Origin of the sequence: Leptolyngbya sp. AS-A5 (genome assembly GCF_039962495.1) — a bacterium.
In the GTDB taxonomy this organism is placed as follows: domain Bacteria; phylum Cyanobacteriota; class Cyanobacteriia; order Leptolyngbyales; family Leptolyngbyaceae; genus Leptolyngbya.
On sequence record NZ_JAMPLL010000039.1, the window covers coordinates 1 to 12,481 of the forward strand.

10 protein-coding genes are annotated in these 12,481 nt (G+C 48.1%); 4 read left to right on the forward strand and 6 right to left on the reverse strand.

What is annotated here, in order from left to right; all coding sequences use genetic code 11:
• Positions 1 to 199: 199 nt before the first annotated feature.
• Positions 200 to 2,395: an alkaline phosphatase PhoX gene (locus NC980_RS23290; protein WP_190375751.1), complete on the reverse strand. Its 2,196-nt coding sequence runs from the start codon at positions 2,393 to 2,395 to the stop codon at positions 200 to 202.
• Positions 2,396 to 2,603: 208 nt separating this feature from the next.
• Here NC980_RS23290 and NC980_RS23295 point away from each other — a divergent pair, with 208 nt between their 5' ends.
• Entirely contained in the window at positions 2,604 to 3,110 is a 507-nt protein-coding gene (locus NC980_RS23295) for a hypothetical protein (RefSeq protein ID WP_190375730.1), read from the forward strand.
• A gap of 21 nt (positions 3,111 to 3,131) precedes the next feature.
• Here the strand turns inward: NC980_RS23295 and NC980_RS23300 are convergent, their stop codons facing one another.
• Together NC980_RS23300 and NC980_RS23305 are read right to left on the reverse strand one after the other, a co-directional pair.
• Positions 3,132 to 4,574, reverse strand: coding sequence for an alpha/beta fold hydrolase (locus tag NC980_RS23300; protein ID WP_190375731.1), 1,443 nt, complete (start codon positions 4,572 to 4,574; stop codon positions 3,132 to 3,134).
• Positions 4,575 to 4,633: 59 nt separating this feature from the next.
• Positions 4,634 to 4,969 (reverse strand): hypothetical protein, encoded by a 336-nt coding sequence (locus tag NC980_RS23305; protein WP_190375732.1) that lies wholly within the window; start codon positions 4,967 to 4,969, stop codon positions 4,634 to 4,636.
• A 496-nt stretch (positions 4,970 to 5,465) separates the two neighbouring features.
• Here NC980_RS23305 and NC980_RS23310 point away from each other — a divergent pair, with 496 nt between their 5' ends.
• The 3 genes from NC980_RS23310 to glgX all read left to right on the forward strand — a co-directional run bounded on the left by NC980_RS23310 (position 5,466) and on the right by glgX (position 9,750).
• Complete coding sequence (locus NC980_RS23310) at positions 5,466 to 6,011, forward strand: DoxX family protein (protein ID WP_190375733.1); 546 nt, start codon at positions 5,466 to 5,468, stop codon at positions 6,009 to 6,011.
• Between the two features lie 349 nt (positions 6,012 to 6,360).
• Positions 6,361 to 7,410: an AI-2E family transporter gene (locus tag NC980_RS23315; protein ID WP_190375734.1), complete on the forward strand. Its 1,050-nt coding sequence runs from the start codon at positions 6,361 to 6,363 to the stop codon at positions 7,408 to 7,410.
• Between the two features lie 216 nt (positions 7,411 to 7,626).
• A complete protein-coding gene (gene glgX, locus NC980_RS23320) occupies positions 7,627 to 9,750 on the forward strand; it encodes a glycogen debranching protein GlgX (RefSeq protein WP_190375735.1) in 2,124 nt (707 codons plus the stop codon).
• Between the two features lie 97 nt (positions 9,751 to 9,847).
• Here the strand turns inward: glgX and NC980_RS23325 are convergent, their stop codons facing one another.
• The 3 genes from NC980_RS23325 to NC980_RS23335 are packed head-to-tail and all read right to left on the reverse strand — an operon-like array spanning position 9,848 to position 12,478.
• Complete coding sequence (locus NC980_RS23325; RefSeq protein ID WP_190375736.1) at positions 9,848 to 11,446, reverse strand: ATP-binding protein; 1,599 nt, start codon at positions 11,444 to 11,446, stop codon at positions 9,848 to 9,850.
• A 19-nt stretch (positions 11,447 to 11,465) separates the two neighbouring features.
• Positions 11,466 to 12,089, reverse strand: a complete 624-nt coding sequence (locus tag NC980_RS23330; RefSeq protein ID WP_190375737.1) for a chemotaxis protein CheC — start codon at positions 12,087 to 12,089, stop codon at positions 11,466 to 11,468.
• Entirely contained in the window at positions 12,089 to 12,478 is a 390-nt protein-coding gene (locus tag NC980_RS23335; RefSeq protein WP_347272570.1) for a response regulator, read from the reverse strand. Before NC980_RS23335 ends, NC980_RS23330 begins: the two co-directional genes overlap by 1 nt.
• Positions 12,479 to 12,481: the final 3 nt, after the last annotated feature.

Consider the following 12,481-nt stretch of genomic DNA (forward strand, 5'->3'; position numbering starts at 1 on the left):
GCAAAAGAGTTCTTCTAGACTAGACATGAGGGCAAATTGGGCGGGATTTTTAGCAATTTCAGCCTATCGAGTTTGCCCCTTTCTTGTCCCATTCCTTATCCCGAACTCAGGTTATGTTTAGGCTTATCCACTGAAATAGTTGAAGCGGATGTCAACTCTGCAAAGTATAACCAAGCCTCTGCAAGACTATTCTGCAATACTAGGTGGATGTAATGTTCTGGCGATCGCTCCTCGTTACTACCACGACACAAGGCTTGGGTACAGCGTTTGCTTTTTTATCGGGGAAGTTAGAACCGATCGGAACTTGGCGCGATTGGGTGAAGTCTTTGCCGTCTGTCGTTTTCATGGCAAATTTGCGGGTTTCGGACTTCATATTTTGACGAATGCCGTTGCTTTCTCCGGGGTGCTGAACAGCGAGAAAGAGGGATTGACGATCGCGGCTCAAAAACGGCCCAGTTAATTCAGCTTCCATCGGAGCCATTGCAAACAGATAAGCATTGCCAGCATTTGCGCCCGATGTGGGCACAAACCATAAGCTATTGTTGCCGAACAGTCCGCGTAAGTTGGATTGGCTGGTTGGGACTCCATTTTTATCAATCCGCCTTGGAACCGCTTTGTTTAACTTGTCCGAAGACATATCGGTAACAATCCAAATATGACCATCCGGATCAATCAGTAAGTTATCAGGATTTGAGAAGCCTGCACCACCCGCAGTCGGTTCGCCGCCCATTGCTAACATTGTCCACCGGAAAGACAGTGCAGCAGGGTCATTGTTGTCTTCAATTAAGTGCATGACAAACCCGTGTTCATAAGGGGTTTCGCCTTTCGGGCCTTTAAACACACGCTTATCTGCACCACCATCTCGACTATCTGACGATCCAGAAGTAAAAGAAATGTACAGAGAGCCATCTGGAGCAATCTCGGTGTCTTCGGGTCGAGCTGTACAGGTGGCACCACACGCATTTGCAGCATAGTGAGCATCGATCAAAATCGCACCTTGTTTTTCTGTCGGATTGCCTTCATAGAGATCGCCTAGCGTTTTGAATCGCCGCTTGTACTGGTCGATCGCACCTCTACTGCGAATACTAATAAATCCACCCTCTGGGCGTTTAGGGAGATTGATCATACCCCCAACGATCGTGGCTGGATCTTCAGGATTAACCGCAGTATCAGGTTTTAGTGCAATCCAGCGTCCTGTACCATCTTCGTTGAACTTTGCAGCGTAAAGCATTCCATCGGCTAATAAGCGGGAATTTGCTTTATCTTTCGGATCATTCACTGAATCACGACTGACAAACTTATAGATATGTCCACTGCGTCGATCGCACCCGGAATAAAACGCTAAGGGTTTTCCCGCCTCAACTCTCACCCCGACTGCCTCATGACGATAGCGACCGAGCCAAGTATGCTTAGTTCCATAGTCGTTCGGGTTAGCTGGATCAACTTCAACAATCCAGCCGTATTTGTTACCAGACAATCCAAAAACATTACCTTGTCCAGAAACATCCTCATCGTTAATCCTGAACGTCACGCGATCGGGCGGAAACGATGTGCCATCAGCATAAACTGGCTCAGGAACTTGAATGTGAATGTTTTCTTCCGCACTCAAAACAGTTCCCCAGGGCGTTGTACCGCCCGCACAGTTACCAAATGTCCCGATGATCCGATCGCCCAGTTTATCAATGTACCCTGTTCCCGTTTTCTTCTGAAACACAGCTTTTGCTGCGCCAGTACAGCTAAGGTAACGTTTATCTTCTAAGCCTGAGATTCCGGTGATGCGGCGATCGGCGTTTGAGAAGGTTCGCTCCCACTTGCCGTCTGGAGTCTTACGAATCGAAATGACACCCATGCCTTGATCAATCAACGCTTCTTTGCAAATAGTTGCAATCTGAGCTTTGAGCGCACTTTTTTCGGGTAGAGCAAGGGCGTTGAGTGCTTTTTTCTTTTTGAGTTCTTGCTCAACTGCGGCGATCGGGAGCGCTTTGCCCAACACTTTTGAGTAAGATTGCAACCACGGAATCGCGCTAATGTACTCAAAGTTAATTGTCAAAAAGCCTTCATTCGGAGCCGTCTCCACAAAGGATAAGTAATCATTGTTATAGCCAAACCGGGAATCCCCAATTCGATCGCCCCAAGCCCCAATCACCTGATAAGAGAATCCTTCTGGAATAACCAAATCATCCACAATCTCAAACGCAGTCACAGCTTTAACATTAGTTAGCAGTGACATCGGACTTTGAATTGGCTTAAAGCTGAGATTCGTCAAAGTCCCGCTTGTTTCTGTTGATTGAAACGGCATCGAAAACTTTTGACTGTTTTTCACCAAGCTACCGATCGCAGTTGTGCCAGCCGCAGCACCCAGAAGTAGAAGAAGATTCCGACGTTTCATCGGCATAGAGGGATGTCCCCAGTAGGTTTTCGCCTCAGTCTTAGCAGAAAACTTAGTCATTCAGGGTTAAAGCTGGGTAAAAGATAGCTCGTCTTACCCACTAGAAAAGGTAGCAGACTCTTCAGAAACTAAAATTAGTAGTAGACAAGAGACATCAAAGACAGCGAATCGCACTACAATCGAAGTAAATGCGCTTCAAATTAAGGAATCTACAGTGCCTCCTATTCTTAACGACTCCCTCAAAGCTGAACTAGAGCAAACCCGCGATCGTTTACTGAACGAGCAAGATGAAATTGTTCAAGCGGTTAGTAAGCAAGCTGAAGCAGAAATCGATCGCTTGCTCGGTTATATTAACTCACTTTTAGGAGACAGCCAGCCCAGCGCTTCACAAAGCAGCCAAACCGCACCTGCATCACAGCCTGAAGCGTCGAACTCCAAACCTAAAGCAACATCTGCTAAAGCTGATCAATCAGCCTTCGACGCAACAGCACTCAAGGCAAAGTTCAAAGGAGCCAAACCAATGGACGCGATCGTGCAGGTTCTTGCAGATGAGAAGCATCCGCTGTCGATCGACGATCTCATTAATCAGCTTTATGATGCGTTTGATCAAGCTGATATCTCAAAAGCAAGAAGAAGTGTTGCAATCACCACTAAACACGCAGAGCGGCGCGGTTTAGTTCGGAAGATCCAAGACAATCCGCCGCAATTTCAAGCGCCCTAAATGAGTATCGCGATCGCAGGACTACGCTAGCGGAAACCCTGCGGCTAACAGCCATGCGAAAAATAACGCACTAGGGATTGCAACACTCCAACTCTCTCGCACTTGTGCGGAGACGATCGACAACAAACTGATTAATACCGGGAACAACGGCAGCAGCAAAAACATAAATCCAAGCTGCGGTAAAAATTGCAGTACCAACACAAACCCGCCAATGAGGGCAATGCTTTGTGCAACTCCCCAAGCGAGTCGTTGCGCTGGCGTTCGATTTTGCTGCGTCATTTCAGTTGCAAGAAACCAAGGCAGTGACGCGATCGCGATCGCTCCCCAAATAACTAACCGCTCTGGAGTCAACACCGACTGCAACCATACAACCTGTGCCATCGCTCCGACCGCAATCCATAGCACTGTAAACACACCGATTCCCACGCCCACCGCTCGTAATCTCAGTGGCGGAATCTGGCGCAACACGCTCAGCCAAATTGCTCCTGCTATCAAGAACCAAAGCGCGACGGCTCCACCCACTTGAACACCACCCAGCGTTTGCAGATCAATCACACGATTCAGTAAAACAAGCCCAAGGGTCGGCACGATCGACGATAAAATCAAACCACCCCAGCGCTGTACTGCTGAAATCGCAGAAACTTCGCCCTTCATTCGTACACTTGGCATCACCGCAGTAAGCGCCATGATCCATCCCACGAGATGAACGCCTTGCCAAAGCATCCGACGATCGACGTACTGACTTTGCTGTTGTTGTCCAAAGGTGCGATCGAGCCAGTGGCGTGCCGCAGTGTGACTGACTGAATTAAATAAAATCGTGATGTGTTCTACATTGGGCACCAAGACAAACTCGCGCCCTCGTTCTGATGCGGTATCCGAATTGATACCGCCTGCCTGCTGAAGGATACGTTCTGCATTACGAATAAATCCACCTTCCCAAGTGCCCGCTTGTAGCTGTAGATTTCGGGGTCGATCCGCAGTTACAGTCGCGCCCGTGGGCGAGATCGCAACAGTTGCAGAAAAATCGCTCGGATGGTCGATCGCAGCATCCATCACGGCTCCACTTCCCATCGAATGCCCCAGCACCGCAAGTCGAGAACGGTCTACTTCTGGCTGCTGTGCGATCGCATTCCAAGCCGTTTGAAAGTTACGCTGGAGTGAACCAGACTGCAAACGATTTGGGTTTGCACCATGACCATCCCAATCCCAAAGCATGACTGCATAGCCTGATTGAGATAATACATATCCGTAAGTCAGCATCAACTGTTTTGAACCAGAGTAACCATGTGCAACTAACACTCCCGGAACAGACTTCGCTGACTTTGGCGCAAGATAGAGCAGTGGAACTCCTTCTTGATTCAAGGGACGCACAATTAATCCTGCGCGGGCTGTGAAGATGCCCCACCAGGAGAGCGCAATCAGCAGCACCGCTAGAATAAGTAGTCCAATTCGCGATCGTTTCAAGTCAGGTGTTCCTTAATAAAAGCAGCGGAAGATATCAATCTCAGCTTAGCTGAATGGATCTAGTCATTTGTTATCTGTGCCGTTAGCGGCGCAGTAAACACCAACAACCCTGGAATTTCTCGACCATTGACCTGCCGAGTATATAACCTGGAGCCTTTGATCGCGTAACGCTGTGAAATCTCTTCTAATGCTGTTAATAACGAGTCCGGTGCTAGATTGCCTAGTGATAGCCTTGGCTGTACATACAAGACACGATCGACCTGTAGGGGCTTAATCAAATAGTGAGATTGTTGTGGGCTACTTGCAGCACTCTGAGGAGCCACAAGGTTAATGGTAATAAAGAAGAGGCAGCCAATAAAAGCGGCAATCACAGGCGCGAATTTCTGAACTTTCATCACTCTTATCCTTTAGATTCTGCTCATTTTGTAAAGACTAAGCCCCTCCGTAAACCTGCCTTAGCCTTTAGCCTTTGAAGTGGAGGGTATCCACTCTGCCCTTGGTATACCTGTTTGGCATACCAAGGGCAGGGCTGCTGGGGCATTTTTGAAAGGATCTACCTAGAAGACTGTTAACTCTATTCACAAACCTTAACCATGATATTAAGAAAAGTAAAGTTCGCTGTAAGACTTTCTATCTAAAGACTGAAATATCAGAGCGATAGATTACAGTTTCGCTTTCAGAAGTCATTCAAAAAATAACCCAAAACCATCTCAAGCTCCCGATTTCCAGGAATTTCTACGCCTCAGTAGGATTCTATCCAGAAAGAAAATGAGCAAGTTTTAGAGTCTTATTGCTTAAGAAGCCACACTGCACAGCCAGGGTCTCTTTACGTTTCTTAATGCTATAGTTAATGTAATTTAATACTTTTTCTCACAGCGCAACCCTAAACCTATGGCACCCTCTGCTTTTTTAACGACGCTTCTGAAACCGACTGTTACGCCTAACTTCTGGTCGCAAACGGTCTGGGCAATTTTGCGAACTGTCCTGGGCATTATGATGATCCACAATGGACTCGACAAGTTCGCCGATATTGAAAGCTTTGCTCATGCTTATGTCGAGGTCATCGGGCTACCCTTCCCGATCGTATTTAGCTATCTCGCTGCCCTCACTGAAACGATCGGTGCACCATTGCTGGTCATCGGCTTTTTGACTCGTCCAGCAGCCTTAGGATTATTCGGTACAATGTGTGTTGCGATGTATCATCACATCCTCGTAGCGGGCTTGAATCTGACTTATCTAGAGTTATCCGCAATTTACGCCGCTTGTTTTCTGGTGTTTGCCGTGAATGGAGCAGGGTTATTCTCGACCGATGCCTTGATTGCAAACTGGCTGGATACAGGTGCTTTGTCAGCCCAAGCAAAACAGCTTATGCGCCTAGAGAAAGCTTATCAAGCTTCTAGTGCTGAGCAGAAGCAAACTGATGTCGCTAAGTCGTAAAGAGTTGTGATCGATCGAGCGTTGAATAGTCGGATGAGGCGCTGCTGGGTCTGTATGATCCGCAGCGCCTCTATCTTTTTGGTAATACAAAAACAACAATACCTTTCAACCTATTGATAGAAGCCTTTTAGCTTCGCTTCATGCAAATCTCGCTATAGCTACTTTGCTCACTACATTGTTTAACTAAAAATTGTTTAACTAAAAATTTTAGTCTGGAGGCTTTTAGGCAGACCGATTGAGTAATTCCTTTGACGTATCCTGGATGCTTGCGATGTCGAGTAGAGTAGTGACCTTCCTATCGCTAACAGTACGCTCTGCTTTGTGATCGATCGTCAAAAAGGTAGCCTTCATGGATCAACTGCCAGACCCCACAAATCATCAGTCCTTATGGAACCGAATCAGCACGAATGCTTTGGTTCGATTTCTGCTGTTCTTTGCCTCTGGCTGGGTATTTGTTTCGCTACTTCAGTATTTTGAGTATGTGATTTTTGTATTTGCGTTATCAGCAATTCTGGCACTTCTGCTCAACTATCCAGTCCGCTATCTAGAGCGCTTTGTTAAAAGAAGTATTGCGCTGAGTCTTGTCATTGCGTTAAGCCTGATTTTTATTATTGTTGCCGTTGTGACGATCGCGCTCACGTTAGCCGATCAGGTTCAGCAATTAGCAACCTTGTTGCTCCAGACGCTAAATAGCGCAAACAATCCGCTCGATCAGTTGCAAAATGCTCTGGTAGCCCGCAATATTCCCCTGAATCTGGATGCGATCGAAGCTCAAATTCGCAACGCATTTATATCAAGCTTAAATTGGACAATTCAGTCTCTACCAATTCTTTTCCAGAACTATGTGACCTTTATTATTGTGCTGGTAGTTGCCTTTTTCATGCTGATTGATGGTGCAAAACTGTGGCAACTCATGCTGAAATTAGTTCCAGCTCAACATCGAAGCCGCGTCGCTACCGCAGTACAAAGAAACTTTGTCGGCTTTCTTCGAGGTCAATTACTGGTTTCGTTTCTCCTGAGTGTTGCTACTTTTCTGGTTTTTGTTCTGTTTCAGATTCCATTTTCGTTTTTGCTTGCGGTTACTGTTGGAGTGTTTGACCTCATTCCTGGAATTGGAGCGACGTTAGGGGTGTCTCTTGTTTGCTTGGTTATCTTGGTGCAGAGTGGCTGGCTGACCGCGCTCAAAGTTCTAGCCGTTTGCGTGATTCTACAACAATTGCAGGATAACTTCATTTCTCCGCGTATCATGCAAAGCACTGTTCATCTCAGTCCGGTCGTTGTGTTTTTTGCGCTCTTAGTTGGAACAAGGGTTTCAGGGCCACTAGGAATCTTTTTGTCGGTGCCGATCGCGGGTGTCATTGTCAGTCTGTTACATCTTGAAGAAGCGCAAGGAGATTAGAGGCTGACGACAAAGGTGAAGAACCAATCAGATAGAGCGATCTCTACTCCCCACTCTGATCGATTCCACCCCTAGAGCGATAGACAACAGCGTTAGTAATCCCTATTGTCAAAAAATATGCGGATTGAGAAACGAGCTGGATGGCTGTAAATCCTTCAGCGATCGTCCAGTCTGCCACATTATTGTTCACGCCTAGATTTTAAGCGAAAGTCCCCTATGCATGTTTCCGTATGGCCTGGTAACGTCTATCCCCTGGGTGCTTATTGGGATGGAAAAGGAACCAACTTTGCCCTATTTTCTGAGAATGCAACTGCGGTTGAATTGTGCCTGTTTGATCGCGACGATCAAGAGACACGGGTAAAGCTGACCGAAGTGAATAACTTTGTGTGGTATGGGTATTTACCTGGTGTAGGGCCAGGGCAGCGATACGGCTATCGGGTGCATGGAGCTTATGAACCAGAACAAGGATTTCGCTTCAATCCTAACAAGCTTCTTATTGATCCTTATGGCAAAGCGATCGACGGAGACGTGCGGAACGGTCCTGAGATTTTCGGGTATGACTGGAATAGTCCGGATGCAGATCTATCGTTTTCAGAACTTGATAGCGCTCCATTGATGCCTAAATCGGTGGTGGTGGATCAATCCTTTGATTGGGAAGGCGATAAGCTATTGCGGACTCCCTGGCATGAAACAATTATCTACGAAGTTCATGTCAAAGGCTTCACGAAGCTACACCCAGATGTTCCTGAAGCGCTACGAGGAACCTATGCGGGCATGGGGCATCCAGCCGCGATCGAACACTTGCAGCGACTGGGAATTACGGCAGTTGAACTCATGCCGATTCACCACTTTCTCGCCTACCCAGGACATCTTGCCGACAAAGGACTGAAGAACTATTGGGGCTACGACTCGATCAACTACTTTGCCCCTCACGCCGCTTACAGTGCTGGTGGGACGCTAGGGCAACAAGTGGCTGAATTTAAGGAAATGGTGAAAGCCTTGCACCGAGCTGGGATTGAGGTCATTCTCGACGTAGTTTACAATCACACTGGGGAAGGCAATCATCTGGGGCCGACGCTCTCGCTGCGGGGAATTGATAACAGAAATTACTATCATCTGGTTGCAGACAATAAGCGCTATTACATGGACTTTACAGGTTGTGGTAATTCGCTCTCTGCCGGACATCCTCAAGTCTTGAAGTTGATCACCGATAGCTTGCGCTATTGGGTCACAGAAATGCACGTAGACGGCTTCCGCTTTGATCTGGCTTCTGCTCTGGCGCGGGAGTTGTATGAAGTGGACAGCTTGGCTGCGTTTTTCAACATCATCCATCAAGATCCAATATTAGCGGATGTGAAGCTGATTGCTGAGCCGTGGGACGTGGGCGAGGGCGGCTATCAAGTTGGAAACTTCCCGGTACTGTGGTCAGAGTGGAACGGTAAATATCGCGATACGGTGCGGGATTTTTGGCGGGGGGAAGACGAGACGTTAGGAGAGTTCGCTTATCGACTCACGGGCAGTCCCGACCTATACTTCCAGCAAAATGGCAGACGACCCAATGCCAGCATTAACTTCATCACAGCACATGATGGGTTCACGCTGAATGATTTAGTCAGCTACAACGAAAAACATAACGAAGCCAACAGCGAAGGCAATCGCGATGGAGAAAGCCACAATCGCTCTTGGAACTGTGGAGTCGAAGGAGCAACAGACGACCCGGAAGTCTTACAGCTCCGGGAGCGGCAACGGCGAAATCTGCTCGTCACTTTGATGCTGTCCCAAGGAATTCCGATGCTGTTGGGGGGCGATGAACTGGGTCGATCGCAAAGAGGCAACAACAACGGCTACTGTCAAGACAGCGAAATCTCCTGGTTTGATTGGAATTTGGTCAAGGGCAATCAGGATTTGGTCAATTTCTGCCGAGAACTGATTTATTTCCGCCGTCAGCATCCGGTGTTTCGTCGTCGCAAGTGGTTCCAGGGTCAGGCGATTCGAGGAGTTCCGGATATTGCTTGGTTTGACCCGGATGGAACAGAACATACCGAACAAGAGTGGCAAGAAGGCTATCCCAAATCGATCGGCGTGTTTCTCAACGGTGATAGAATTCCCAGCCCTGGACCTCAAGGGCAAAAAATTAGAGATGATAGCTTTCTGCTGCTGTTTAATGCCTATTGGGAAACGATTGAGTTCATCTTGCCGCAAGCGCTAGCAGACAAAGAATGGCAAATGCTAATCGACACCAAAGAGCCTCGCTTTATTCAAGAGGAGCGGATTTTTGCCTCTAATCAAGCGGTTCCTTTGATGGCGCGATCGCTTATTGTGTTACGCCAACTCACTTGAGGTTAGGGAACCTCTTTCCTCTGAGTCCGCCACTCGTGGGGGATTTAGGGGCAACCCAAATGCAGCATCGAAGCGAGTTCTTTCTATCGAACTTTCGTTAATGGGGTGTTCGATTCAGCATCACTAGCTGACTGACCGCTTCAAGCAGTTTATCCGGGTGAATGGGTTTAACAAGATGCTGCTGAAATCCAGCGAGAAGGGCTTGCTGCTGAGTCAATTCAGACGCATAAGCTGTAAGCGCGATCGCAGGAATCTGCTGTGCCTCGTCGGAGCGCGATCGCACCGCTTGAATCAAGTCAAACCCATTTGCCTCTGGCATTCCTAAGTCACTCACAATTAAGTCGGGCGTGTAACGATTGAGCGCAGCGATCGCGGCTGCAACTGATTCTGTAGCAGTCACGATCGCGCCACTACTTTCCAACACAAACTGAATCAGATCGCGGCTATCTTGCTCATCATCAATGATCAGAACGCGTACACCAACCAGGTTCACGTCTTTACTTGGCTCTAAAGAATGAGGAAACTTGATCACCTGATTTTCCGCTTGAGGATTGGGCAGCGCGATCGCAAAGGTTGAACCCTGATTAACCCCGGTACTATCCGCCTTGATTGTTCCGCCGTGAAGCTCAACTAAATTTCGCGTGATTGCTAACCCTAGCCCTAAGCCGCCGACTTTGCGTGTACTAGAAGCATCCGCTTGACGAAACGCCTCAAACACAAACGGCAGGAAATCTGGCGCAATGCCAGTTCCCGTATCTTGAACAGACAAAACCGTTTGCTTAGATTCACGGCGGAGCGTTACCTCGATCGTTCCGCCCTCTGGAGTAAATTTGATCGCATTGGTGAGCAAGTTCCACACCACTTGTTGAAGTCGCATGGTATCCCCCACAATCGGAGCAGCGCGATCGGTCTGTAGCGTGATCGCAATCCCCTTATTCTCTGCCATCAACCGGACAGTATCGAGCGCTGCTTGCACAATCAGAACGAGATCGACCGTATGCCGAGCGAGCGTTAATTTGCCGCGCAGAATTCGAGAAACATCGAGTAAATCATCGATTAATTGGGCTTGTAGGGCTGCGTTTCTGGCAATCGTCTCAAGGGCGCGTTGAACAGCCGCACCCGAAAGTCTGCCTTCAGCGAGTAATTTCGACCAGCCGAGGATGGGATTGAGGGGTGTTCGCAGTTCGTGGGACACCACCGCCAGAAATTCGTCTTTGACCCGATTTGCACTTTCGGCGCGTTCTTGAGCGTATTTGCGCTCTTTGGCTTCGGCAACTGCCCGATCGCGCATCTGCCGATATTCCTGAACGCGAAAAGTCAAGTCCGTCACATCTTGAATCGAGATCATGGCATAAAACCCGTCTCCCTCATCTGCGGGAATTGCCGTGATCGTGGTGTGCTGAATGCGCTTGCTGCCATTTGAGAGCGTGGCGGGAATCAAATAGTGATGCAGTTGTGAGGAGAAAATCGTCGGCGGGCCTCCTGCAAAAATGGGAGCCAAGCGATTGACATACAGGGCTTCAGCAAACCGGGGGAAAAATTCGCGAATCGCTTGTCCCTTAATGCGATCGCGCGGAATTTTTGTCCATTCTTCTAGACAGTGGTTCCAAAACACCACTTGATAATCAGCGCGTAGAACGCAGACACCGAGCGGGATTTGATCTAATAGGCTGAAGCGATCGTGACCGTGGGACATGAGATTGAACTGCTCCTGCTCACAACGATGAGATTAGTCTCAGTTCTTCATTAATACAGATCAGGAGCGCATCGAAGGAAGCCATTTCAAAAATTAGAATAATTTCACCCATAATCTCAAGCTGTTCGATCTCAAATCTTGCTTGAGCAAGGAAAAAAACAGTATCGAGTTCGAATGGGTAATTTTCAGATAGAAGATGGTCGAGCTTGTCCTCGGAGTAGGTCGGCAGCGCGTAATCCATTTGTCGCCGCAGTAAGTTACTGATTGATCCGAGCACTCCGTTGATCACGATGTTTCCCACTTCGGTCAAGGTACCAATTTTCACGGCATCCAGATCGGGAGAATCGCGCTCCTCACCGGTTAACAGCGAGACGAGCGCAGCAGCACTATCCGTCGGAAAGACTAATTCTGCGCTGCCAGTAAAGCTGCCTGAGAATTTTAATCCCACTGTGGATAAACAGTGGCCATTAAACTGCGCTGCTAGTTCTTGCTGCAAGGCTGTGCTATTAAACACTTGTAAAGCTGGAACATTCAGCACGATCGGGGATGCTACCATTTCGTTCAGCATGGCTCCAGCTCGCCCAACACCAATGTTGATAAACTCCTGAAGCGCATCCAGTTGCTCGTCTGTAATCAGTGGCATCAAACATCGGCTCCTTCTGGCTGCAAGAGTTGGCGAATCGTCTGCCGCACTTGATCTTCTTTTGCGGGTTTGTTGATAAAGCTTGCGGCTCCCAATGCAACTCCACGTGCGCGCGAGGCATCCTGGATATCCGCTGTGATAATTACGATCGGAATTGCCTCACCTTGCTCTCGTAGCATTTGCAAGAGTTGAAAGCCATCCACATCCGGCATGAGCAAATCTGTCAGAATACAGCTTGGGTGATGTTGCTGCACCATCTCTAGCGCCTGTTGTCCATTACAGGCTTCTAAAACTTGGTAGCCTTCCGCTTCTACATACTTGCGAAGCATCCGTCGTGAGAACGCTGCATCATCCACAATTAGCACTGAAGTCAAATTTGCATCGTCCACGAT

Excerpts from the sequence above, each read along its gene's own strand:
- NC980_RS23290 (WP_190375751.1), bottom strand. The coding sequence starts at position 2,395 with ATGCCGATGAAACGTCGGAATCTTCTTCTACTTCTGGGTGCTGCGGCT.
- NC980_RS23305 (WP_190375732.1), bottom strand. The coding sequence starts at position 4,969 with ATGAAAGTTCAGAAATTCGCGCCTGTGATTGCCGCTTTTATTGGCTGC.
- NC980_RS23310 (WP_190375733.1), top strand. The coding sequence starts at position 5,466 with ATGGCACCCTCTGCTTTTTTAACGACGCTTCTGAAACCGACTGTTACG.
- NC980_RS23315 (WP_190375734.1), top strand. The coding sequence starts at position 6,361 with ATGGATCAACTGCCAGACCCCACAAATCATCAGTCCTTATGGAACCGA.
- glgX (WP_190375735.1), top strand. The coding sequence starts at position 7,627 with ATGCATGTTTCCGTATGGCCTGGTAACGTCTATCCCCTGGGTGCTTAT.
- NC980_RS23325 (WP_190375736.1), bottom strand. The coding sequence starts at position 11,446 with ATGTCCCACGGTCACGATCGCTTCAGCCTATTAGATCAAATCCCGCTC.
- NC980_RS23330 (WP_190375737.1), bottom strand. The coding sequence starts at position 12,089 with ATGCCACTGATTACAGACGAGCAACTGGATGCGCTTCAGGAGTTTATC.